The following is a 22762-nucleotide window of genomic DNA, read 5'->3' as shown; positions in this document are numbered from 1 at the left end:
GACGGGTCAGGGACAATACATATGACTCACGTACCTCAAATCAAAGTTCCCGCCGTCTACATGCGCGGCGGCACCAGCAAAGGCGTGTTCTTCCGCCTGCAAGACCTGCCGGAGGCGGCGCAAGTCCCGGGCGAGGCGCGCGATAAATTCCTGCTGCGCGTGGTCGGCAGCCCCGACCCGTACGCGAAGCACATCGACGGCATGGGCGGCGCCACGTCGAGCACGAGCAAGACCGTGATCGTCGCGCCGGGCACCCGTTCCGGCCACGACGTGGACTACCTGTTCGGCCAGGTCGCGATCGACAAGCCGTTCGTCGACTGGAGCGGCAACTGCGGCAACCTGTCGGCCGCGATCGGCCCGTACGCGATCGCCAACGGCTTCATCGATCCCGCGCGCATCCCGGACAACGGGACCGTCGTCGTACGCATCTGGCAGGCCAACATCGGCAAGACGATCGTCGCCCACGTGCCCATCGCGGACGGGCAGGTGCAGGAGACGGGCGACTTCGAGCTCGACGGCGTCACGTTCCCGGCGGCCGAGGTCCAACTCGAATTCATGGACCCGGCGGCCGAAGAAGGGGAGGGCGGCGGCGCGATGTTCCCGACCGGGAATCTCGTCGACGACCTCGAGGTGCCCGGTGTCGGTACACTCCGGGCCACGCTGATCAACGCCGGCATCCCGACCGTCTTCGTGAACGCCGCCGACATCGGCTACACGGGCACGGAGCTGCAGGATGCGATCAACGGCGACCCGAAGGCGCTGGCCATGTTCGAGACGATCCGTGCCTACGGCGCCATGCGCATGGGCCTGATCGCGCACGTGGAGGAAGCCGCGCGCCGCCAGCACACGCCGAAGGTCGCCTTCGTCGCGCCGCCGGCGGCCTATGTCGCGTCGAGCGGGAAGCAGGTCGGGGCGGGCGACATCGACCTGCTCGTGCGCGCCCTGTCGATGGGCAAGCTGCACCATGCGATGATGGGCACGGCGGCCGTCGCCATCGGCACGGCGGCCGCGATCCCGGGCACGCTCGTGAGCCTCGCCGCAGGCGGAAGGGCGCACGAAGCGGTGCGATTCGGCCATCCGTCCGGCACCTTGCGCGTGGGCGCCGAGGCGCGCCAGGAGGACGGCGACTGGGTCGTCACGAAGGCCGTGATGAGCCGCAGCGCGCGCGTGCTGATGGAAGGTTGGGTGCGCGTGCCGGGTGACGCGTTCTGAGACCGTTGCTGCGCCGCATCACACGCTGAATTTCATCTTTCCATAACGTTAAATTACGTTGATTTTCAGCTATCATCCATTTAAAAATCGACAAGGCGCCGCGTCGGCAGGCGTACTGGACATAGGGATGGATCGGGGAACGAGCACAGCGGCCTTGGTGGCCGACGCATTGGTATTGATTGCCGCGCCGGCCTGCGCCTGCGACGGTGAGGGTACCATCTGGGCCGCGAACGCGGCGCTGGTCGAACTGGCCGGCGGCGACGTGGTGGGGCGGCCGCTGGTGTCGCTGTTCTGCCCGCGTACGGCGGCGGCGATGGCGGCCGAGATCCGCCTGTCGCAGTCCGGCGAACGCCGCTGGGACGGTTTGATCGAACATGGCACCACCGGACGGCCCGTCGAGGTACGCGCGAAGCCACTGTCCCCGGAGGGCGCCACCTTCGTCTTCGGCGACGTGCTCACGTTCGGCGACGGCCAGGCCGCGCTGCGCGGGCGCCTGCTGGAACAGGCGGCCGTCGTCGAGCATGCGCCCGTCGGCATTGCCGTCACCTTGCCGGCCCTGGTCAAGTCGTGCAATCCGCGCATGGCGGAGATGCTGGGCTATGCGCCGGAAGAACTCATCAACCAAAGCCCGGCGCAGGTGTTCGCCTCGCGTGCCCAGTACGACGCGTTCATCGGCGAAGCCGTCGTCGTGCTGACGACCGGCAGCCTGTTCGAAAAGAGCGAGGTGCCGCTGCGGCGGCGCGACGGCAGCACGATCTGGTGCCGCATCCGCGCCAAGGCCGTCGACATGAGCGCGCGCGAGGCGGGCACCGTGTGGATCGTGGAAGACGTCACGGACGCGCGCCAGGCGCTCACCGAGATCCAGTCGATCATGACCAATGCCACGATCGGGATCTTCTTCACGCGCGCCCGCACCATCACGCGCTACAACCACTGTTTCGGCTCGATGTTCGGCTATGCCCCCGGCGAGGTGCTGGGCCGTTCGACGCGCGTGCTGTACACCGACGATGCCGCGTTCGACGCCATGGGCCGCACCGCATATGGCGTGCTGGGACAGGGCGGTTCGTTCAAGACCGAGACGACGATGGTGCGCCGCGACGGCACGCGGATGTGGGTGAACATGATCGGCTACGCCGTCAATCCCGAGGAACTGGGCACCGGCACGATGATCTGGATGATCGAGGACCGCACCGGCCAGAAGGCGGCCGAGGAATCGCTGCGCAACGCGCTGCTGGAAAACCAGGCGATCCTCGACAACGCCGTGCTGGGCATCGCCGTCGTCGAGAAGGGCCGGACCTTGCACTGCAACCGCAAGATGGAAGAATTGTTCGGCCACCAGGGCGGCAGCATCGAGGGACTGCCGGTGCGCGAGCTGTATCCCGACGACGCGGGCTGGATCGCCGCGCGCGAGCAGACGCGGCGCGATTTCGAGGCGGGCCGCGTGCACATGGCCGAGTACGAACTGGTGCGGCGCGACGGCAAGCGCTTCTGGGCGCGCCTGTCGGGCCGCCCGTTCGACATGGCCGACCGGGGCGGGCGCAGCGTCTGGCTGATCGACGACGTCACCGCTCAGCGCGAGGCGGCGGACGCGCTGCGCCGCGCGCGCGACGAGCTCGAAGTGCGCGTGCAGGAACGCACGGCGGAGCTGCAGGCCGAGATCGTCGAGCGGCGCCAGGCCGAGGCGCGCGTGCACCACATGGCGTATCACGACGCGCTCACGGGCCTGCCGAACCGCGCGCTGCTGTCCGACCGCCTGGACCGCGCGCTGCTGGCGGCGCGGCGCGACGGCACGAAGCTGGCCCTGCTGTTCATCGACCTGGACCGCTTCAAGACCATCAACGACTCGCTCGGCCACCTGGCGGGCGACCACCTGCTGAAGGAAGTGGCGCAGCGCCTGTGCCGCGTCGTGCGCGCCAGCGACACCGTCGCGCGCCTGGGCGGCGACGAATTCGTCGTGCTGGTGCCGGATGTGCGCGCGGCCGAGGAGTGCGGCCTCGTGGGCGACAAGATCATCGCGGCGCTGGCGGCACCCATCGAATTCGAAGGCCACAGCCTGCACATCTCGCCGTCGATCGGCATCTGCCTGTACCCGGACGACGGCGATGACGCGGCGGGCCTGATGCGCAAGGCCGACGCCGCGATGTACTACGCCAAGGCGGCGGGCCGCAACAATTACCAGTATTACGCGGAGCCGATGAACGCGGCGGCCGCACGCCATTTCGAGATGGAGACGCGCCTGCGCGGCGCGCTGCTGCGCGAGGAGTTCGTGCTGTTCTACCAGCCGATCGTGGGCGTGCAGGACGGCCGCGTGCACGGCCTGGAAGTGCTGCTGCGCTGGCGCCATCCGGAGCAGGGCCTCGTGGCGCCCGACGACTTCATCCCGATCCTGGAAGAGAACGGCCTGATCGTGCCGGTCGGCGAATGGGTGCTCCGGCGCGCCTGCGAACAGGCGATGGCCTGGCAGCGGGCCGGGCTGCCGGCGCTGCCGCTCGCGGTGAACCTGTCCGCGCGCCAGTTCATGCACCGAGGCCTGATCCAGTCGATCCGCGCCATCGTCGACGACACCGGCATCGAGCCGGGCCTGCTGGAATTCGAGATCACGGAGACGGCGCTGATGCAGCACGGCGGCCAGACGCTGGAGACGCTGGGCCAGATCTACCGCATGGGCATCCGCCTGTCGATCGACGACTTCGGCACCGGCTATTCGAGCCTGGCGTACCTGAAGCGCTTCCCGGTCCGCAAGATCAAGATCGATCGTGCCTTCGTGCGCGACCTCGAGACGAGCAGCGAGGACCAGGCCATCGTCGCGGCCATCATGGCGCTCGCGGGGAGCCTCGGCATGGCCGTCGTGGCCGAGGGCGTCGAGAACGAGGCGCAGCTGGCGCTGCTGCGTCGGCACGGGTGCCAGTATGCCCAGGGCTATCTGTTCGCGCGGCCGGTGGATGCCGCTGCCGTGCCGGCCCTGCTGAATTAAAGGAGCGTCGCGATCACCGGCGTGTGATCGGACGGCTGCTCCCACTTGCGCGGTTCGCGGTCGATGACGCACGCTTCGCAGCGCTTCGCGAGCGCCTGCGACAGCAGGATGTGGTCGATGCGCAGGCCGCGGTTGCGGCGGAACGCCATCTGGCGGTAGTCCCACCAGCTGTACTGCTTTTCGGGCTGTTCGAACAGGCGGAACGCGTCGACGAGACCGAGGCCGCACAGTTCGCGCAGCTGCTCGCGTTCGAGGTCGGAGCAGTGGATCTGGCCGGCCCACAGTGCCGGGTCGTGCACGTCGCGGTCTTCGGGCGCGATGTTGTAGTCGCCCAGGATCGCGAACTGTTCGTGGATCTCGAGCTCTGCGCCGACCCAGATGCGCAGCGCGGCCAGCCAGCCCATCTTGTAGGCGTATTTGTCGGAGCCGACGGCCTGGCCGTTCGGCACGTAGGCGCAGATGAAACGCACGCCGCCGATGGTGGCCGCGATCAGGCGCTGCTGCTCGTCCTGGTAATGCGGGTTGTTGCGCACGACGTCGGCGATGGGGAGGCGCGACAGGATCGCCACGCCGTTGTACGTCTTCTGGCCGCTGAACACGACTTCATAGCCGGCCTCGTTGATCGCGGCGACGGGGAATTTGTCGTCGGTGAGCTTGGTCTCCTGGATGCAGAGGACGTCGACGGGGTTGGCGGCGAGCCACTGGAGCAGGTGCGGCAGGCGCACTTTCAGCGAGTTCACGTTCCAGGTTGCGATTTTCATGGGCTATCTTGGTACGGAGGCCGGACCGTCCGGCACAATCTGGGCAGTATCGTGTCTTTGAGTCATTCTTGCAACATAAGTTGGCCTGTGACGCCATGACACGATCGTCATTATTTGTTTCGATTGCAACAAAGATGTCGTAAAATTATTGTCCGTGGAGTAAAAAATCGTAACGACGCTGGAAAGTTGCGCCGAACTGTGACAAGATGTAACAATCACAGCAAGAGACGGGACATTTACGTATTGTCTCCTTCTCGAAAGAAAAAAATTGCAGTAGGCCAACTTTGGTTGTACTATTGGCATATTGCTCTGGAACCAAGTATTCAATAGCAATTCGTTGCATTGATCAGATGGTTGCCGTGGTCGGTCGAGCGGCCGGCTTAGGCAGGTGTGTAACGATCGCGGATCCGAGAGCAGGATTTGCACACAGCTTTGTAAAGGACAACAATGCGCCAAGCATTTGAAGCATGGGCCCAACGCGATGGCCACATTGTCCGGCGTCGTGAAGACAAGCCGGAAGAGTACCTCGTGTACGAAACCCAACGCCGCTGGCTGATCTGGCAGGCCGCGCTGGCACACGGACAGAAGGCTGCGGCTGAAGCGCCGCAGAAATTCGCGCCGTCCGAGAACCAGCCGCAGAAGATGCAGGCCGACGAGGCGAGCGTGCGCAATCGCGTCCTCAACGAGGTGCTGGACGCGTTCAGCGAACTGGATGACAACGCCGGCATCGAAGGCATCGTCAAGGTCATCCAGAACCTCAAGAAGAGGAGTCGCGCCACGGCCGAAGAAAAGGCCTGATGCGCTACCGCCACTACAAGGGCGGTGTGTACGACGTGGTCTGCGAGGCTGTCCTCGAGGCAGACCACACGGCCGTGGTCGTGTATCGCGGGCAGGACGGCAAGACCTGGGTCCGCCCGCGGGATGCATTTTTCGGACTGGTCGACGTGGACGGGAAGCGCATGCCGCGCTTCGCGCCCATCGACCCGGTGCCGGCCGCAGCTTAGCTCCGCCATCCCGGCAATCCCGGGATGCGCTTTGCCTCATGTCTTCCCGATTGCCGCCGTAAACGGATGGGTATGCTCTGTATGCATGACCGGTGAAGACATGTCCCTGATTTTTTTCCGTACCGCCTGCGCGCTTGCGCTGTGCACCGTCACGGCCGGCTGCGTGACGGCGCCCGCCGTGGCGCCGACGCAGCAGCTGGAAGTCCACACCATTCTCGGCCACCGCGAGGTGACGGGCGTGGGCTGCGTGCTGTCCAACGCGGCGGGGCGCTGGTTCGTCGTGGCGCCGGGACGGGTCACGGTCGAGCGCAGCAGGAGTCCCCTGACGATCGACTGCGCGCGCGACGGCGCCGGCAGCGCGCGCGAAGTCGCCGACGCGCACGCCACCTCGTTCTTCGATACCGACCGGCTGATCGGCAACATCATCGTCAGCGCCGGGGCCGGCGGCTACGTCAATCCGTACGACGGCAACGGCGTCGCCTACCAGTCCACCCTGACCGTGCTGATGCGGCCCGCGGTGCCGCGCGCGGCGGCGGGGGAGTCGGCGCCCGGCAACGTCGTGTTCTGATGCCCGGATAAAAAACGGACGCCCGCGGGCGTCCGTTGTGCATGGAGCGGAAAAACGCTTACACGCGGTTCAGCAGGAACGTGGTGAGCAGCGGCACCGGACGGCCCGTCGCACCCTTGGCCGCGCCCGATTTCCATGCCGTGCCGGCGATGTCCAGGTGCGCCCACGTGTAGTTGCGCGTGAAGTTCTCCAGGAAGCAGGCCGCCGTGATCGATGCGCCGCCCGGCGTGCCGATGTTGGCCAGGTCGGCGAAGTTCGACTTCAGCTGCTCGTTGTACTGCTCGCCGATCGGCAGGCGCCAGGCCGGGTCGCCCGCCTGCCTGCCGGCGTCCAGCAGTTCCTGGGCGAGCGCGTCGTGGGCGTCGTCGTGGCGCGTGAACACGCCCGACGTGTGGTGGCCCAGCGAGACGATCACGGCGCCGGTCAGCGTCGCGATGTCGACGACGGCGGCCGGCTTGAAGCGCTCGGCGTAGGTCAGGGCGTCGCACAGGATCAGGCGGCCCTCGGCGTCCGTATTCAGGATCTCGATGGTGGTGCCGTTCATCGCGGTGACGATGTCGCCCGGCTTGGTGGCGCGGCCCGACGGCATGTTCTCGCACGCGGCCACGATGCCGACGACGTTCAGCTTCAGGCCCATCTCGCCGATGGCGCGGAAGGTGCCCAGCACCGAACCGGCGCCGCACATGTCGTACTTCATCTCGTCCATGTTGGGGCCCGGCTTCAGCGAGATGCCGCCCGTGTCGAACGTGATGCCCTTGCCGACGAGGACCACCGGCGCGTCGTTCTTCTTGCCGCCGTTGTGCTTCAGGACGATGAACTTCGGCGGCTCTTCGCTGCCGCGGGTGACGGACAGGAAGCTGCCCATCTTGAGGGCTTCGAGCTGCTTGCGGTCGAGGACTTCGATGTCGAAGCCGTAGTCGCCCGCCAGCTTCTTCGCCGTGTTCGCGAGATAGGTCGGGGTGCACACGTTCGGCGACAGGTTGCCCAGTTCCTTCGTCAGGTTCATGCCGTTGGCGACGGCCTGCGCCTGCGCCAGCACGGCCTTGATCTGCGGCGTCGCGGCCGGGACGGCGATGGCGAGCTTGCGCACGCCGGTGGGTGCCGGATCCTTCTTGCTCTTTTGCGCGTCGGTGCGGAATTCCGCTTCGTTCGCGGCGATGACGATGCTGCGCAGCGCCCAGTTCAGGTCGCGGGCTTTCACATTCTCCAGCGGGAATGCGATAATGGCATCCTGCGCGCCCAGCGAAGCGAAGGTTTTCAGGGCAGCGGTCACGGCACCGGCAAAGCTTTTCTCGCTCACGGCTTCGTCGGCACCCATGCCGACCAGCAGCACGCGGGCAGAGGTCACGCCGGCCACGCCGCGCAGCAGCAGGGTGGAGCCGGGCTTGCCGGAGATGTCACCCGACTTGACGGCGGCGCTGATCGCGCCGTTCAGATCGAGGGCTTTCGCCGCCTCCGACAGTTTCTTGTTTTCGAACACCGCGACTGCCACACAGCCCGATTTGGCTGCGGTCAGCGTGTTTTTTGTGTCGAATGCTTTTATGCTAAAGTCCATTTGATTCTCCGTTTCGAGTTTTTGACGCGCGTGCTGTCCGAGGAACCTTCCAAATGGCGCCCGCTTGTGACGGTTCCCGGGGTTCCTTCCAACCAGCAATTATAACTATCGAATGATTTTCCAACGCGCCCTACAGCGTGAATTGGCCAGCGTGGCCGGTGCCACCTTCACGGTCCTGTTTACGATCTTCGTCACCTGGACCCTGATCTCCATCCTCGGCAAGGCCGCCGGCGGCAAGGTCGCCTCGGGCGACGTGCTGGCGCTGATCGGCTTTTCGGTGCTGAATTATCTGCCAACAATCATCATTCTTACCAGCTTTATCGCGGTCATCGCCACCGTGACGCGCAGCTATCGCGACTCGGAAATGGTCGTGTGGTTCGCGTCCGGCCAGTCGCTGATGCGGTGGGTGCCGCCGGTGCTCGTGTTCGGCCTGCCCATGGTGGCGATCGTCGCCGCGCTGTCGTTCGTCGCGACGCCGTGGGCCAAGATGAAGAGCGCGGAATTCGTCGAGCGTTTCGAAAAGCGCGAAGACCTCAAGCGCGTGTCGCCCGGCCAGTTCCGCGAATCGCCGTCCACGAACCGCGTGTTCTTCGTCGAAGGCAGCACGAGCGGCGCGACCGTCGTGCAGAACGTGTTCGTGAATTCCGTCGACGCCGACGGCAATTCCATCGTCGTCGCCAAGGAAGGCGTGATCGAGCCGGACGGCAAGGGCGGGCAATACCTCGTGCTGAAGAACGGCCGCCGCTACCTGGGCCAGCCGGGACGCGCCGATTTCCAGTCGATGGAGTTCGAGCGCTACCGCATGCGCGTCTCCAGCCAGGCGCCCGTGATCGGCACCGAGACGCCGGCCGACGCCTTGTCCACGCCGGCGCTGCTGGCGCTGCCGGACAACCGCTACACGAACGCCGAACTGCTGTACCGGGTGTCGGCACCGATCTCCTGCCTCGTGCTGATGCTGCTGGCGATCCCCCTCGGCTTCGTCAATCCGCGCGCCGGCAGCTCCGCCAACCTGATCCTCGCGCTGCTGATCTTTTTCACGTACAGCAATCTGTCGAAACTGTTCGAAGCCAGCGTCAAGCAGGGCAAGATGAACTTCGGCGTGGCGTGGTGGCCGCTGCACCTGTTCGCGCTCGTGGTCGTGGCCGGGCTGTTCGCATGGCGCCTGAACGTCAACCATCCGTGGCATCCGCTCGCCCTGCTGGGCGCCTTCAAGCGGCGCCGCCTGCTGCGCGGCGGTGCGGTGACGCAGGAGGGCGCGCAATGAAGATCCTGCAGCGCTACTTCTTCGTCAACATCGCGCAGGCCGTCGCCTTCGTGCTCGTGGCGTTCCTGGGCCTCATCGCCTTCATGGACCTGACCCAGGAACTGCCGTCGGTGGGCAAGGGCGGCTACATGATGCAGCACGCGATCCTGTACGTGCTGCTCCTGCTGCCCGGCCACGTGTACGAGGTGATGCCGGTCGCCGCGCTGATCGGCACCATCTACACGATGGCGCAGTTCGCGCAGAGTTCGGAATTCACGATCATGCGGGCGTCGTCGATGTCGACGCAGCAGGCCGGCATCATGCTGGCGAAGATCGGCGTGCTGTTCGTCGTCGTCACGTTCCTGTTCGGCGAATTGATCACGCCGCGCACGGCGCCGATCGCGGAACGCGTGCGCCTGTCCGCGAAGGGCGCGACGGTGTCGGCCGAATTCCGCTCGGGCATGTGGACCAAGGACACGATCCATGCGGGCGGCGTGAAGGGGCCCGTGACGGGATCGCGCTTCTTCAACGCGCGCCAGATCCGCCCGGACGGGAAACTGATCGACCTGCGCCTGTACGAGTTCGACAACAGCATGCGCATGCGCTCCCTGATCACGGCCGCCAGCGCCACGTTCAGCGGCAACAGCACCTGGCGCCTGATCGACGTCACCGAGACCCTGTTTTCGAATAGCCGCGAACTGCCCGCGCCGGGCACGCCGATTCCTGCCGGCCAGACCATCCAGAGCACGTACGGCCAGGACACGGCGTCCGTCTCCACGCGCAAGGTCGCGAGCCTGGACCTCGTGTCCGAGATCACGCCCAAGATCCTGTCGGTGTCGCGCTCCGATCCGGAGCGGATGTCCGCGAACGAGCTGGCCGTGTACACGCGCCACCTGGCGGAGAACCGCCAGGAGACGGAGCGCTTCAAGATCGCATTCTGGAAGAAGCTGTTCGACCCGCTGTCGATCTTCGTGCTGATGGCGCTCGCGCTGCCGTTCGGCTACCTGCACACGCGCAGCGGCGGCGTGAGCCTGAAGATCTTCATCGGCATCATGATCGGCGTGAGCTTCCTGTTGATTAACTCGTTGTTTTCGCACGTGGGCATGTTGTCGACCTGGCCGGCCTTCGTGACGGCCGCCGCGCCCAGCCTGCTGTTCCTGCTGCTGGCGATCGGGGCCCTGCGCTGGGTGGAGAGACACTGATGGAAAAAGCACTCGTATTGTTCGCCCACGGCGCCCGTGCCGCCGCCTGGGCCGCGCCGTTCCAGCGCCTGCGCGACCTCACCGCGGCGCAGCGCCCGGATTGCGCGGTGTCGCTGGCGTTCCTCGAACTGATGACGCCGAGCCTGCCGGACGAAGTGGGCGCCCAGGTGGCGCTCGGCGCGCGCGACATCACCATCGTCCCCGTGTTCCTGGGGCAGGGCGGCCACCTGCTGCGCGACCTGCCGCTGCTGCTGGAGCAGTTGCGCGCCACCCATCCGCAGGTGACGTTCCGCACCGTCCCCGCCGTCGGCGAGGACCCCGGCGTGCTGGCGGCGATGGCCGCCTACTGTGCCGGGGCGGACGCCGCCTGAGTCTTACTTGTTGACCGTCACCGGGCACATCTGGACCGGCGACGGGGTCGTGCCGATCGCCGCCGGATAGCGCTTGCAACCGGCGGCGTCGAGCGTCAAGCCATAGCGGGCCAGGTTCTGCGTGGCCGCCTTGACCACGGCCTCGTCCTTCTCGACCTGGTCGCGGGGATCGGCGGCCAGCATCGCGTAATGCGGACCGGGGCGGCTCGCGATCACGGACTGGATCCGTTCGAGGTAGGCGGGCGACTCGGGGAAGCCCGCGCCGAGCGAAATGACGCGCACCTCGCGCGGGACGAAGGTCGAGACCCAACCCATCGGCGGATCGCCGTGCGCGGTGAAGACGAGCGTCGACTCCGGATGTTCCATCGGCGGCAGCTGCGCGCTGAAACTCTTTTCGGCCCAGCCGGCGTGCCCCCACGTGATGAACGGATAGACGTAGAGCGACGTGAACAGCAGCATGGCGCCGGCCAGGTACGGGCCGACGCGCGGCCCGGTCAGGCGCGGGACCAGCACCCACACCATCAGCGGTCCCAGCAATTCGATGGGCACCAGGTAGCGGTAGATGCTGAACAGCTTCAGCCACACGAGATAGCCGACGAGCCCGAACAGCAGCAGGAAGCGCGCACGCGGCGCCAGGCGCTCGGCCGGCGCGCCGCCGCGCACCGTGTCGTACAGCCAGCGCGCGACGAACGCGAGGGCCAGTGCGTACAGCAGCGGCACGATCGCCTGCTTGAACGGCAGTTCCGAGACGCGGGCGAATTGGCGGCTGAACACGAACGGCCAGAACAGGGCTTCCAGCGCACCGTGCGGCAGGTGGTCGGTGTCCATGACGGCGACCTGCTGCGCCAGGGGGCTCTTGAAGATGCTGTTAAATTGCGGGAACAGCGGATTGCCGAACGTCTTCCACATCCGCCACCACCACGGCCCGGCCGCGATCGCGACGCCGGCCAGCGTGCCGCACCCGTACGTGAACGCCGCCGCGATCCCGCGCCCGAACGTGGCGGGCACCGCCAGCAGCGCGACGCACAGCGCGAGCGCATACGACGCGTTGGTGAGCTTCAGCCCGGCGCCCAGTCCCATCACGAGGCCCGCCAGCAGCAGCGTGGCGACGGCGCCGTTCGACAGGGCCTGCAACCGGTCCCAGCCGCGCATGACGATGCACAGCGAGGCCAGGATGAACAGGGCGCTCAGGTTGTCGCCCATCGTATTGCCGACCTGCGACAGGAAGCTGGGGCCGCACATGCCCGCGAGGGCCAACAGGATGCACAGGCGGTTGTCGGCCTTGTCCCGGGGCAGCATGAGGCGCGCGAGCGTCAGCAGCAGGATGAAGTTGAGTCCATGGACGAACCCCATCACGAACCCGACGGCCCGGCCCGGCAGCCACTGGTTCAGCAGGTAATAGGGGACGTCGATCGCCGGATTGAAATAGCTTTGCCAATTCCCGGCCGCCATGTCGACGTGCAGCCGGTCGTTGAACAAGGCGTAGGGGTTGTACCAGTGGTAATTGCGCAGGTCCCAGTTTTCATCCTGGCCCAGCCACACGGAGAGCAGGCCGAACAGGACAGGGACGAGCATCGACATGAGCACGGGTGCGCGCTCGTGCCGCAGGAATGCGGTACAGCGATTCAGAAAACGCATGTTGATCCTTCAGGTGTATCGGTAAATCGTGTGAAGCCGTGAACAGGACGGCCCGCAAAGGGCGCTGGGAAGCAGGTGCGGGGGAATGCCAGACTGTTGCTCCAAAGATTATAACTGCTCACGGGCATGGCCGATTCGGCAAGCTGGCGGGTTCGATATCTGTGTTGTCACCGTTGAATCTGTCCTTGGCAATTCGATTGCATCAGTAGACATGTTCCGTTGGTTTACGCGCGTCTTTACTCTCGAAAAGCAATTTCCTCATTGAATTTAAGTTTTCCATAGGGAATCATATGCGAATGGGGTAGCGACGCTCCCAGCCACCCGCCATCGATACCGACGCCATGACCACTCCCACGACCTCCCACTACGTCCGTCCGGGCCAGGCCAGCACGGCCTGGAGCTATGCCGGCGCCCCGGCTTCCGCCGTCACCGCCGTCGCCTTCGACGCGGCCAGCAGCCTGGGCCAGGCATTCGCCCGCGGCGACATGCAGTACAGCCAGGACTACGGCCGGACGTGGCTCGCCTACACGATGCCGGTCGACGGCCAGGGCGCGTACGTGGCCACGGCCGGCACGCTGTGGCGGTTCCAGGACCGCCTGGCCGGCGACGGAACGACGCCGGACACGTTCGGCGTCCTCTACAAGCTGGCGGACGGCAGCGTCGTCACGGCCGAGGACACCGTGTTCCCGGACAGCCAGCCCGTGGGCATCGTCGTCGGCGGCGGCATCGTGTTCACGACCGCGCACGCGGGCGACATCGTCGACGTCGTGGCCGGGATCGACACGGGTGACCTGACGGGCGGCCGCTGGGTGATCGAGAGCCAGTCGCAACCTGGCCTGTTCGGCATCAGCTACAACTCCGCCGTCGACACGGCTGCCCGGCTGGTGGTCGCCGACGCGAGCCAGTTGCCGGCCGGCGGCCTGTCGGCCGCGGTGACCGTGCACTACTACGACCGCTACCAGGTCGACGCCAACGGCAACCCGCTCCCGAACACGGGCGTCACGCAGGTCCTCACGTATGCGGTGGAAGACGGCGCGACGGACGGCCTGCCCGGCTTCGCCAACGAATCGAAAGCCGGCGCCGCGCTGGACGCGTGGACGTCCGCCCCGGCGCTGGCCACCCTGGCGGGCGGCGGCGTCGTCGCCGTCTGGCAGGGCCAGGGCGCGGGCCTGTGGGCGCAGCTGCGCGACGCGGCGGGCAATCCGCTGGGCGCCGCGTTCGCGCTCACGCCGAATGGCGATGCCGGCGCCGAAGGCCAGCCGGCCGTCGCCGCGCTGGCCGGCGGGCGCTTCGTCGTCGCGTACACGCTGAACGACGGCGGCGCGAACAAGATCGCGTATCGCGTCGTCGACGCCGGCGGCAGCGCGGGCGCCGGGCACGTGCTCGACACCGGGGCGTCCGGCGATGCCGCCATGCCGGCCGTGGCGACGCTCGCCGACGGTTCCTTTGCCGTCGGTTGGCGCAGCGGCGCGACCGTGCACGTGCAGCAGGCCGCCGCGGACGGCACCCCCGCCGGCGCGCAGCAGGTCTACGACGCCCTCGGTTCGGCCTACAGCCCGGCGCTGGCCGCGCTCGCGGATGGCGGCTACGTCGTGTCGTGGGGTGAGATCAACGACGGCAACGTCTACGCCGCGTTGAGCCGCGCACCGGCGTCCGTGTTCGTCGCGAGCGGCGACGGCTACGCGGCCAGCACGACGACGGCCGCGCCGCTGCCGCACGTGGCGGCGCTCGCGGGCGGCGGCTTCGTCGTCGCGTGGGACAGCTATGTCAACGACCCGTGGGGCTTCGCGAACAGCGACATCTTCTTCCAGCGCTTCGATGCCGCCGGCCATGCCGTGGGCGCCGTCACGCAGGCCAACGTGGCATCGGGCGGCGGGCATGACGATGCCGACGTCGCGGCCCTGTCCGACGGTTCCTTCCTCGTCGCGTGGCAGGGCGCGGACGGCGACGGCAATGGTATTTTCGGCCGCCGGTTCGACGGGGACGGCAACGCCATCGACAGCCAGGAATTCGGCATCAGCCAGCTGCGCAGCGGCGACCAGGCCAGCGCGGACGTGACGGCGCTGGCCGGCGGCGGCTTTGCCGGCGCGTGGATCGATACGGGTGCGTCCGGCACGGCCGGTGTCGAGATGCGCGTGCTGCCGGGCGTCGCCCAGGCCGCGGCACCCGCGGGCGTGCCCACGGCCGGCGTCCAGGATGTGCCCGCGCCGGCACCGGCACCTGCACCTGCACCTGCGCCCGTGGCGAGTCCTCCGGCCGCCGGTACGTCAGCGGCGCTGTCGAAAGTGGCCAGCGTCGCCATGACCAACAGTACGCACGTGCTGGCGGCCGTGGCGGGCGAGAGCAAGGTGACGGGGACGTCCGGCGTCGACACGCTCGTGTACACGACCGCGCGCGCCGGGGCGACCATCGTCGCCGCCGCCGGCGCGGTGTCCGTGACGGACGCCGTTGGCAACCACGCGACGCTGGCGGGCGTCGAGCGCATCCAGTTCAACGACGGCGTGGTGGCGCTGGACGTGAACGGCAGCGCGGGCGCGGCATACCGCCTGTACCAGGCCGCGTTTGCGCGCACGCCGGACAGGACGGGCCTCGGCTTCTGGATCGACGCGCTGGACAAGGGCACGCCGCTGGCGCAGGCCGCCTCCGGTTTCATCGGCAGCGCCGAGTTCGCCAAGCTGTACGGCAGCAACGTGAGCGACGCGCAGTTCGTGGATGCCCTGTACCAGAACGTGCTGCACCGCGCGCCCGACGCCGCCGGCTATGCGTTCTGGACGGACGCCCTGCATTCGACGTCGCGCGCGGACGTCCTCACCGGTTTCAGCGAGAGCGCCGAGAACAAGGCCCAGGTCGCCACCAGCATCGGCAACGGCATCGATTACGTGGCGCCGGCCGGCGGCACCCTGTCGGGTTCGGGGGCGCTGAAGATGGCCAACGTCGCGTTCAGCGGCAATGCCCACGTGCTGCAGGCCGTGGCGGGCGACAGCAAGGTGACGGGGACCGCCGGCGTCGACACGCTCGCCTACACGACCGCGCGCGCCGGCGCGACCGTCGTCGCGGACAACGGTGTCGTGTCCGTGAAGGATGCCGTCGGCAACCACGCGACGCTGACGGGCGTCGAGCGCCTCCAGTTCAGCGACGGCATGGTGGCGCTGGACGTGAACGGCAATGCGGGCGAAGCGTACCGCCTGTACCAGGCCGCGCTGGGCCGCACGCCGGACAAGACCGGCCTCGGCTTCTGGATCGATGCGCTGGACAAGGGCACGTCGCTGGCGCAGGCCGCCTCCGGCTTCATCGGCAGCGCCGAGTTCGGCAAGCTGTACGGCACCCACGTGAGCGACGCGCAATTCGTGGAAGCCCTGTACCAGAACGTGCTGCACCGCGCGCCGGACGCCGCCGGCTACGCGTTCTGGACGGATGCCCTGCATTCGACGTCGCGCGCCGACGTCCTCGTCGGATTCAGCGAGAGCACGGAAAACCAGGTGCAGGTCATCGGCAGCATCCAGAACGGCATCGACTACCTGCACTGGGGTTGAGTCGACGTAAGTTTGTCGCGCATCATGGCGATCGGCGAGGGGAGCGCCACACTGCTTCGATGTCCGCCAAGCTCACCGCCCTGTTCGCCCGCCTGCGCGCGGTCCTGCCTCAGTTGCCTCCCATGCCGCGTGCATGGGTGGAACTGCGCTGCGCCCGCCGCCTCGACCGCATCGCGGGCCGCCTGCAGCGCATGCACGCGCGCATCGCCCGCATGCAGGACCATCTGACGGGCGCCGGAGCACCAGGCGGTCCGGCATCCGATGCGGATGGCGCATTACGGCGCATGCTGGCCGGCCTGCGCGCGGAACTGGCGCGCATGCGCTGCGACCTCGCGGTCTGGCATGTGCGCGAATGCGGGGGAGAGTGCGGGACGCGGCTGGCGGCGGCGCTGGCGCGCCTGAACCGCATCGCGGTGGATACGCATGCGGCCGCACAGCGGCTCGAGGCCGAGCTGGAGGCGCGGGCGCGGTAGCGTTACCGCGACACATACGTGTGGTGGGCGGAGGCCGCCCACCACACGCAGGTCTCAGATGGCCTGGTGCGGCCGCTGCCCCATCGCCTCGCCGATCATGACGAGCACGGGCCCATGCGCCACGTCGAGCCCATGCGCCAGGTCGGCCAGTGTCAGGCGGCGCACGCGCTGGTCCGCGCGGCTGCAGTTTTCCACGACGACGACGGGCAGGTCCGGCCGGCGGCCTTCGGCCAGCAGGCGTTCCGCCGTGGCCGCGGCTTCGCGGCCGCCCATGTACTGGACGAGGGTGTCGGTTTCGGGCAGGGCTGGGTGATTGGGTTCGTCCGGCGCGGTGCTGGACGTGAAGAACGCGACGCTGCGCGCGACGCCGCGCTTGGTCAGCGGCTGCAGCGTGGCCGCGGCGGCGGCGACGGCCGTCGTGATGCCGGGGACGACTTCGACCTCGATGCCCGCTTCCTCGAGGGCGCGGAGTTCTTCGTCGGCGCGGCCGAACAGCATCGGATCGCCGCCCTTCAGGCGCACGACGCGCTGGTAGCGCTGTGCGGCATCGACGAGTTTTTCATTGATGACGGTTTGCGCCGTGGAGCGCTGGCCGGAGCGCTTGCCGACCGGGATCAGCTCGGCCTGCCTGCACAGGGCCAGCATCTCGGGAGTGACGAGGGCGTCGTACAGCACGACCTCCGCCTCCCCGAGCAGGCGCGCCCCGCGAACGGTAATGAGATCAGCAGCGCCGGGACCGGCTCCAACCAGATAAACTTTTCCCAACGCCGCCATGGATCCCTTTCGTTCGTTACGCGTCAATACGGATCATACCCGCTGCGACCGTCTGATGGGTAACTTCATCGATGAGGATGAAGGCACCCGTTGCGCGGATCGCATCGTAGGCGTCGGCGGCCAGCGGCTGCTGCACGGTCAGTTCGATCCGCGCGATGTCGTTCAGCTTCAGGCCTTCGGCCGGGTTGTCGACGGCGCGACGCGTCTGCGTGTTGACGTCCAGGACGGAATCGATCGCCTTCACCTTGGCCATGGTCTGGCGCGTGCCATGCTTGATCCAGTACTTGCGGCGCACGTCCAGGGGCTCGTCGGACATCCAGCACACATCCGCTTTCACCTGCTTCAGCAAGGTGGCCGGTTGCTCGGCCGGGGCCAGCACGTCGCCGCGCGAGATGTCCACGTGCTCGTTCAACGTGATGGTGACCGACTGGCCGGCGACCGCTTGCTGCAGCGGGCCGTCGAACGTCAGGATTTCCTTCACGGTCGCGCTGTGGCCGGACGGCTGCACGACGAGCTTGTCGCCCACGGCAACCTTGCCCGACTCGATGCGCCCCATGTAGCCGCGCAAGTCGTTCGCTTCGTGGCCGTTGTGGCGTGCGACCAGCTGCACCGGGAAGCGGAACGGGGCGGCGTGCGTCTCGTCGTAGACCGACAGGCCTTCCAGCAGTTCGATCAAGGTCGGGCCTTCGTACCAGGTCATGTTGTCGCCGCGCTCGACGACGTTGTCGCCCGCGAGTGCCGACAGCGGGATCGCCGTGATGTCCTTCAGGCCCAGCGTGTCCGCGAACTTCGTGTATTCCGCGACGATGCGGTCGTACACGGTGCGGTCGTAGTTCACGAGGTCCATCTTGTTGACGGCGACGATCACGTGCTCGATCTGGAGCAGCTTGGCGATGGTCGAGTGGCGCTTCGTCTGCACGAGCAGTTCGACGCTGCCGTCGTCGCCGAGCTTCACCTTGGACACGTCGACGAGGATGATGACGGCGTCCGCGGTCGACGCGCCCGTCACCATGTTGCGGGTGTACTGCTCGTGGCCCGGCGTGTCGGCGATGATGAACTTGCGCTTCGGCGTGGCGAAATAACGGTACGCGACGTCGATCGTGATGCCTTGCTCGCGCTCGGCTTCCAGGCCGTCCGTCAGCAGCGACAGGTCGATCGTGTCGCCCACGGTGCGCTTGTGCTTGGAGCGCGACACGGCGGCCAGCTGGTCGGCGAAGATGCCCTTGCTGTCGAACAGCAGGCGGCCGATCAGCGTGCTCTTGCCGTCGTCGACGGAGCCGGCGGTGATGAAGCGCAGCAGACCGGCCTGGCCGCTCTGGTCGTTATCGTGGTTCAGGTTGTCGTTCAGGGCGTTCATCAGAAATATCCTTGTTTCTTGCGCTTTTCCATCGAGGCTTCCGACGTCTGGTCGTCCATGCGGGTCGCGCCGCGCTCGGTGATCTGGGTGATCGCCGTTTCGGCGATGATGGCGTCGACGGTCGACGCATCCGATGCAACCGGGCACGTGCACGAGATGTCGCCCACGGTGCGGAAACGGACGACGCGGGTCTCGACTTCCTCGCCGTCGCGGGCCGGCGTCAGCGGCGTCAGCGGCACCAGCAGGCCGTTACGCGGGATCACCTGGCGCTCGTGCGCGAAATAGATCGGCGGCAGGGCCAGCTTTTCGCGGGCGATGTATTGCCAGACGTCGAGCTCGGTCCAGTTCGAGATCGGGAACACGCGCATGTTCTCGCCCGGGTGGACGCGGGTGTTATACAGGTCCCACAGTTCCGGACGCTGGGCCTTCGGGTCCCACTGGCCGAATTCGTCGCGGAACGAGAAGATACGCTCTTTCGCGCGCGCCTTTTCTTCGTCGCGGCGGGCGCCGCCGATGCAGGCGTCGAAGCCGTATTCGGCGATCGTTTCCAGCAGCGTGACGGCCTGGGCCGCGTTGCGCGAATCCGTCTGCGGGTTGCGCAGGCGGACGGTACCTTTCTTGATCGAGTCCTCGACGGAACCGACGATCAGGCGCTCGCCCAGTTCGGCCACGCGCGCGTCGCGGAAGGCGATCACTTCGTCGAAGTTGTGGCCCGTGTCGATGTGGACGAGCGGGAACGGGAATTTACCCGGACGGAACGCCTTCTCGGCCAGGCGCAGCAGCACGACGGAGTCCTTGCCGCCCGAGAACAGCAGCGCAGGGTTCGAGCATTCCGCCGCGACTTCGCGCAGGATGTGGATGGCTTCGGATTCGAGCGCGTCCAGGTGGCGCGCATTCACGTCGCTGAGGGCGAGCGGGGTGTCACTAAAAGTCGTCATTTTGCTGAGCCTGTGATGTCTTGATTGGCCAATTAGGCCGGGGCTACGGATTTGATTCGAATGAGCTTGCCGTCCACGAGGTGCAATCCGCATTCCTTGGAGTCGGCGTTTTCCCACCACCAGCGGCCGGCGCGCACGTCCTCGCCCGGCTGGATCGCGCGGGTGCAGGGTTCGCAGCCGATCGACGGGTAGCCGCGGTCGTGCAGGTCGTTGTACGGCACGTTATTGGCGCGGATGTATTCCCACACGTCCTCTTCGCTCCAGTCGGCCAGCGGATTGAACTTGGCCAGGCCGTGCGCCGTATCGTCTTCCTGCACCGGCAGGTCGCTGCGCGTCGTCGACTGCGCGCGGCGCTGGCCCGTGATCCATGCCTTGTTGCCGGCGAGCGCGCGGCCCAGCGGCTCGACCTTGCGCACATAGCAGCAGCCCTTGCGCATCTCGACGCTGTCGTAGAACGCGTTCAGGCCGTTTTTGCTCACGTACTCGTCGACCAGTTCCTGCTTCGGACGCATCACGACGATGTCGTAGCCGTAGTGGGCCTTGACCTTGTCGATCATGGCCAGGGTTTCCTTGTGCAGGCGGCCGGTCTCCAGCGAGAAGATGGTGATCGGCAGGCCGGCCTTCAAGATCAGGTCGGTGAGGACCATGTCCTCGGCCGCCAGGCTGGAAGCGAACACGGCAGGCGAAAAATCGCGCGCAATGCGCTCCAGGATGCCGCGGGTTTCATTCACCCGCGCGTTCAGGTCGCTCATGGGTTTCCTTGTTTGATCGTCAGATGCCGGCGCCGACGTCGCTGTGCTCGGGCAACGCGCCGCGCTCGTGGCGGCGGAACAGCGGCAGCGGGTTGTCGACCGCCGCCTGGTACGTTTCCGAGAATACCGTCAGGCCTTTCAGTGCGTCATGGATGTTGCGGTCCTGGCGCGTCGCATAGGCATTGAAGCCGCAGCGGTACATCTGGAACAGCTGGTCGCGCAGCACGTCGCCGATCGCGCGCAGCTCGCCCTGGTAGCCCAGGCGCTTGCGCAGGTTGTAGGCGATCGAGTAGCCGCGGCCGTCGCTGAATTTCGGGAAGTCGATGGCGACGACGGCGAACTTGTCGAGGTCGTCCTTGACCGTCGTGGCCAGCTCGTCCGACGCGAACCAGATGCCCAGTTCCCGACGCTCCGCACGGCCCAGCAGCTGCTCGCGCTGCGCCAGCCAGACCTTGACCGGGACGATGATCTTGCCGGCCGGGACTTCAACGGTTTCCGGGGTGCCGTCTTCGACGAGTTTCAGGACGCTCCAATCGTCATCCACCACCTCGCGGTGCTTGATGATCTGCTTGTGCGAGTGCAATTCGAAATTAGGCATATTCGTCTTCCCCAACCAATGCGCCGGCCGGGATCGGCGTGGCATACACATGTTCCTTGAACGGCGCGACACCGAGGCGCTGCGCCACGTCGACGAAGCGTTCGCCCTCGACGCGATTCTTCACGTAGACCTCGAGCAGGCGGCCGACGACTTCCGGCATCTGCGGTGCGGAGAACGACGGGCCGATGATCTTGCCGATGGCCGACTCGTTGCCCTGTGCGCCACCGATCGATACCTGATACCACTCGGAACCGTCCTTGTCCACGCCCAGCACGCCGATGTGGCCCACATGGTGGTGGCCGCAGGCGTTGATGCAGCCCGAGATGTTCAGTTCGATGTCGCCGATGTCGTGCTGGAAGTCCAGGTTGTCGAAACGCTCGGCGATGGCGGCCGCGATCGGGATCGACTTCGCGTTCGCCAGCGAGCAGTAGTCGCCGCCCGGGCACGAGATCATGTCGGTCAAGAGGCCGATGTTCGGCGTCGCGAGGCCGCGGGCCTTCGCCTGCTGCCAGATCTCGAACAGCTTGGCCTGCTCGACGTCGGCCAGCACGAGGTTCTGCTCGTGCGTCACGCGCAGTTCGCCGAAGCTGTACTTGTCGGCCAGGTCGGCCACGAAATCCATCTGCTCGGCGGTCGCGTCGCCCGGCGGCACGCCGGTTTTCTTCAGCGACAGCACGACGGACGCATAGCCCGGCACCTTGTGCGGCTTGACGTTGCGCTGCAGCCAGTTGGCGAACGCCTTGTTGTCGGCATGCTCCGCACGGGGATCGATGCTGGGCAGGGTCAGGTAGGGCTTCGGATTGAACCATTGCGCCACGCGTTCGACTTCCTCGCGGGTCAGCGTTTCCGGACCATCCTTCAGGTCGGCGAATTCCGCCTCGACCATGCGCGCGAATTCCTCGGCGCCCACGGCTTTTACCAGAATCTTGATGCGGGCCTTGTACTTGTTGTCGCGGCGGCCGAACTGGTTGTACACGCGCATGATTGCTTCCGTGTACGTCAGCAGGTGCTGCCAGGGCACGAAGTCGTTGATCACGCTGCCGAGGATCGGCGTACGGCCCAGGCCGCCACCAACCATGAACTTGAAGCCGACTTCACCGGCGTCGTTGCGCACGGCGGTGAGGCCGATGTCGTGGACGGCGATCGCGGCGCGGTCTTCCACGGCGCCATTGATCGCGATCTTGAACTTGCGGGGCAGGGCGATGAACTCGGGGTGGAACGTGCTCCACTGGCGGATGATTTCCGCGTACGGGCGCGCATCGACGATCTCGTCGGCGGCGACACCGGCGAATTCGTCCGTCGTCGTGTTACGGATGCAATTGCCCGACGTCTGGATCGCGTGCATTTCGACCGAGGCCAGGTCGGTCAGGATGTCCGGGGTCTGTTCCAGCTCGATCCAGTTGAACTGGATGTTCTGGCGCGTCGTGAAGTGGCCATAGCCGCGGTCGTACTTGCGGGCGATGTGGGCGAACATGCGCATCTGCGCCGTCGACAGCAGGCCGTACGGCACGGCGATGCGCAGCATGTAGGCATGACGCTGCATGTACAGGCCGTTCTGCAAGCGCAGCGGCAGGAATTCTTCTTCGGTCAGCTCGTCGGCGAGACGGCGCCGTACCTGGTCGCGGTACTGGGCGATGCGTTCACGTACGATGAGATGGTCGTATTGGTCGTAACGGTACATGGGCAAGATTCCTAAGGGGGCGGGCCAATCCTGACCCAAACTATCCCGAATATTAATAAAATCCAGCTATATTCCAAACGACGGAGAATTTATTTGCTTATATGAGCCTGCGGTATAAGCATCCTTGT

General features: G+C 66.7%; 19 protein-coding genes. 10 read left to right on the top strand and 9 right to left on the bottom strand.

Features of this window, described 5'->3' with window-relative positions:
- The first annotated feature begins 21 nt into the window (after positions 1-21).
- Together prpF and ACEN9G_RS03875 are read left to right on the top strand one after the other, a co-directional pair.
- On the top strand, positions 22-1212 hold the full coding sequence (prpF, locus tag ACEN9G_RS03880; protein ID WP_413340660.1) for a 2-methylaconitate cis-trans isomerase PrpF: 1191 nt from the start codon (positions 22-24) through the stop codon (positions 1210-1212).
- A gap of 157 nt (positions 1213-1369) precedes the next feature.
- The gene (locus ACEN9G_RS03875) at positions 1370-4186 is read left to right on the top strand and encodes an EAL domain-containing protein (RefSeq protein WP_483127709.1); all 2817 of its coding nucleotides are present in this window, start codon (positions 1370-1372) and stop codon (positions 4184-4186) included.
- Here ACEN9G_RS03875 and xth read toward each other — a convergent pair.
- Positions 4183-4947: an exodeoxyribonuclease III gene (xth, locus tag ACEN9G_RS03870; RefSeq protein ID WP_413341060.1), complete on the bottom strand. Its 765-nt coding sequence runs from the start codon at positions 4945-4947 to the stop codon at positions 4183-4185. The two genes, ACEN9G_RS03875 and xth, sit on opposite strands and share 4 nt — an antisense overlap.
- Positions 4948-5394: 447 nt before the next feature.
- Here xth and ACEN9G_RS03865 point away from each other — a divergent pair, with 447 nt between their 5' ends.
- From ACEN9G_RS03865 to ACEN9G_RS03855, 3 genes are all read left to right on the top strand, one after another.
- Positions 5395-5745 carry a phiTE_015 family protein gene (locus tag ACEN9G_RS03865; protein WP_413341062.1) on the top strand — a complete coding sequence of 117 codons (351 nt, stop codon included), beginning with the start codon at positions 5395-5397 and terminating at the stop codon, positions 5743-5745.
- Positions 5745-5951, top strand: coding sequence for a DUF1653 domain-containing protein (locus ACEN9G_RS03860; RefSeq protein ID WP_413341063.1), 207 nt, complete (start codon positions 5745-5747; stop codon positions 5949-5951). The genes ACEN9G_RS03865 and ACEN9G_RS03860 overlap by 1 nt, the downstream gene beginning before the upstream one ends.
- Before the next feature lie 100 nt (positions 5952-6051).
- Entirely contained in the window at positions 6052-6519 is a 468-nt protein-coding gene (locus ACEN9G_RS03855) for a hypothetical protein (protein ID WP_413341065.1), read from the top strand.
- 58 nt (positions 6520-6577) lie between these two features.
- On the opposite strand, the gene ACEN9G_RS03850 is transcribed toward ACEN9G_RS03855, so the two are convergent.
- Positions 6578-8074 (bottom strand): leucyl aminopeptidase, encoded by a 1497-nt coding sequence (locus tag ACEN9G_RS03850; RefSeq protein ID WP_413341067.1) that lies wholly within the window; start codon positions 8072-8074, stop codon positions 6578-6580.
- Between the two features lie 112 nt (positions 8075-8186).
- Here ACEN9G_RS03850 and lptF point away from each other — a divergent pair, with 112 nt between their 5' ends.
- From lptF to ACEN9G_RS03835, 3 genes are read left to right on the top strand one after another with little or no spacing between them, the layout of a single operon-like run.
- Positions 8187-9338 carry an LPS export ABC transporter permease LptF gene (gene lptF / locus ACEN9G_RS03845; RefSeq protein WP_413341069.1) on the top strand — a complete coding sequence of 384 codons (1152 nt, stop codon included), beginning with the start codon at positions 8187-8189 and terminating at the stop codon, positions 9336-9338.
- Positions 9335-10519 carry an LPS export ABC transporter permease LptG gene (gene lptG, locus ACEN9G_RS03840; protein WP_413341070.1) on the top strand — a complete coding sequence of 395 codons (1185 nt, stop codon included), beginning with the start codon at positions 9335-9337 and terminating at the stop codon, positions 10517-10519. The genes lptF and lptG overlap by 4 nt, the downstream gene beginning before the upstream one ends.
- A complete protein-coding gene (locus ACEN9G_RS03835; protein ID WP_413341072.1) occupies positions 10519-10890 on the top strand; it encodes a sirohydrochlorin chelatase in 372 nt (123 codons plus the stop codon). Before lptG ends, ACEN9G_RS03835 begins: the two co-directional genes overlap by 1 nt.
- 3 nt (positions 10891-10893) lie before the next feature.
- Here the strand turns inward: ACEN9G_RS03835 and ACEN9G_RS03830 are convergent, their stop codons facing one another.
- Positions 10894-12528, bottom strand: a complete 1635-nt coding sequence (locus ACEN9G_RS03830; RefSeq protein ID WP_413341075.1) for a hypothetical protein — start codon at positions 12526-12528, stop codon at positions 10894-10896.
- Between the two features lie 341 nt (positions 12529-12869).
- On the opposite strand from ACEN9G_RS03830, the gene ACEN9G_RS03825 reads away from it, so the two are divergent.
- Both ACEN9G_RS03825 and ACEN9G_RS03820 read left to right on the top strand, forming a co-directional pair.
- Positions 12870-16061 (top strand): DUF4214 domain-containing protein, encoded by a 3192-nt coding sequence (locus tag ACEN9G_RS03825; RefSeq protein WP_483127708.1) that lies wholly within the window; start codon positions 12870-12872, stop codon positions 16059-16061.
- Between the two features lie 59 nt (positions 16062-16120).
- Complete coding sequence (locus tag ACEN9G_RS03820; RefSeq protein WP_483127707.1) at positions 16121-16534, top strand: hypothetical protein; 414 nt, start codon at positions 16121-16123, stop codon at positions 16532-16534.
- Positions 16535-16588: 54 nt separating this feature from the next.
- Here the strand turns inward: ACEN9G_RS03820 and cobA are convergent, their stop codons facing one another.
- The 6 genes from cobA to ACEN9G_RS03790 are packed head-to-tail and all read right to left on the bottom strand — an operon-like array spanning position 16589 to position 22634.
- A complete protein-coding gene (gene cobA, locus ACEN9G_RS03815; RefSeq protein WP_483127706.1) occupies positions 16589-17308 on the bottom strand; it encodes a uroporphyrinogen-III C-methyltransferase in 720 nt (239 codons plus the stop codon).
- A 16-nt stretch (positions 17309-17324) separates the two neighbouring features.
- Positions 17325-18665 (bottom strand): sulfate adenylyltransferase subunit 1, encoded by a 1341-nt coding sequence (locus ACEN9G_RS03810; RefSeq protein ID WP_413340570.1) that lies wholly within the window; start codon positions 18663-18665, stop codon positions 17325-17327.
- Complete coding sequence (gene cysD / locus ACEN9G_RS03805) at positions 18665-19603, bottom strand: sulfate adenylyltransferase subunit CysD (RefSeq protein ID WP_036237435.1); 939 nt, start codon at positions 19601-19603, stop codon at positions 18665-18667. The genes ACEN9G_RS03810 and cysD overlap by 1 nt, the downstream gene beginning before the upstream one ends.
- A 32-nt stretch (positions 19604-19635) precedes the next feature.
- Positions 19636-20355, bottom strand: a complete 720-nt coding sequence (locus ACEN9G_RS03800) for a phosphoadenylyl-sulfate reductase (protein ID WP_495605526.1) — start codon at positions 20353-20355, stop codon at positions 19636-19638.
- A 19-nt stretch (positions 20356-20374) separates the two neighbouring features.
- The gene (locus ACEN9G_RS03795; RefSeq protein WP_413340572.1) at positions 20375-20953 is read right to left on the bottom strand and encodes a DUF934 domain-containing protein; all 579 of its coding nucleotides are present in this window, start codon (positions 20951-20953) and stop codon (positions 20375-20377) included.
- Positions 20946-22634, bottom strand: coding sequence for a nitrite/sulfite reductase (locus tag ACEN9G_RS03790; protein ID WP_413340575.1), 1689 nt, complete (start codon positions 22632-22634; stop codon positions 20946-20948). Before ACEN9G_RS03790 ends, ACEN9G_RS03795 begins: the two co-directional genes overlap by 8 nt.
- Positions 22635-22762 lie beyond the last annotated feature (128 nt).

Source organism: Massilia sp. Masssp94 (assembly GCF_059491305.1).
The sequence above is the reverse complement of the archived record's forward strand: the minus strand, read 5'-3'. Positions and strand labels throughout refer to the sequence as shown.

What these genes read in the sequence shown, in the direction of transcription:
- ACEN9G_RS03835 (WP_413341072.1), top strand. Translation starts at nt 10,519, where the DNA reads ATGGAAAAAGCACTCGTATTGTTCGCCCACGGCGCCCGTGCCGCCGCC.
- ACEN9G_RS03790 (WP_413340575.1), bottom strand. Translation starts at nt 22,634, where the DNA reads ATGTACCGTTACGACCAATACGACCATCTCATCGTACGTGAACGCATC.
- ACEN9G_RS03820 (WP_483127707.1), top strand. Translation starts at nt 16,121, where the DNA reads ATGTCCGCCAAGCTCACCGCCCTGTTCGCCCGCCTGCGCGCGGTCCTG.
- xth (WP_413341060.1), bottom strand. Translation starts at nt 4,947, where the DNA reads ATGAAAATCGCAACCTGGAACGTGAACTCGCTGAAAGTGCGCCTGCCG.
- lptF (WP_413341069.1), top strand. Translation starts at nt 8,187, where the DNA reads ATGATTTTCCAACGCGCCCTACAGCGTGAATTGGCCAGCGTGGCCGGT.
- ACEN9G_RS03855 (WP_413341065.1), top strand. Translation starts at nt 6,052, where the DNA reads ATGTCCCTGATTTTTTTCCGTACCGCCTGCGCGCTTGCGCTGTGCACC.
- ACEN9G_RS03850 (WP_413341067.1), bottom strand. Translation starts at nt 8,074, where the DNA reads ATGGACTTTAGCATAAAAGCATTCGACACAAAAAACACGCTGACCGCA.
- ACEN9G_RS03810 (WP_413340570.1), bottom strand. Translation starts at nt 18,665, where the DNA reads ATGAACGCCCTGAACGACAACCTGAACCACGATAACGACCAGAGCGGC.
- ACEN9G_RS03860 (WP_413341063.1), top strand. Translation starts at nt 5,745, where the DNA reads ATGCGCTACCGCCACTACAAGGGCGGTGTGTACGACGTGGTCTGCGAG.
- ACEN9G_RS03865 (WP_413341062.1), top strand. Translation starts at nt 5,395, where the DNA reads ATGCGCCAAGCATTTGAAGCATGGGCCCAACGCGATGGCCACATTGTC.
- ACEN9G_RS03795 (WP_413340572.1), bottom strand. Translation starts at nt 20,953, where the DNA reads ATGCCTAATTTCGAATTGCACTCGCACAAGCAGATCATCAAGCACCGC.
- ACEN9G_RS03830 (WP_413341075.1), bottom strand. Translation starts at nt 12,528, where the DNA reads ATGCGTTTTCTGAATCGCTGTACCGCATTCCTGCGGCACGAGCGCGCA.
- ACEN9G_RS03800 (WP_495605526.1), bottom strand. Translation starts at nt 20,355, where the DNA reads ATGAGCGACCTGAACGCGCGGGTGAATGAAACCCGCGGCATCCTGGAG.
- prpF (WP_413340660.1), top strand. Translation starts at nt 22, where the DNA reads ATGACTCACGTACCTCAAATCAAAGTTCCCGCCGTCTACATGCGCGGC.
- cysD (WP_036237435.1), bottom strand. Translation starts at nt 19,603, where the DNA reads ATGACGACTTTTAGTGACACCCCGCTCGCCCTCAGCGACGTGAATGCG.
- lptG (WP_413341070.1), top strand. Translation starts at nt 9,335, where the DNA reads ATGAAGATCCTGCAGCGCTACTTCTTCGTCAACATCGCGCAGGCCGTC.
- cobA (WP_483127706.1), bottom strand. Translation starts at nt 17,308, where the DNA reads ATGGCGGCGTTGGGAAAAGTTTATCTGGTTGGAGCCGGTCCCGGCGCT.
- ACEN9G_RS03825 (WP_483127708.1), top strand. Translation starts at nt 12,870, where the DNA reads ATGACCACTCCCACGACCTCCCACTACGTCCGTCCGGGCCAGGCCAGC.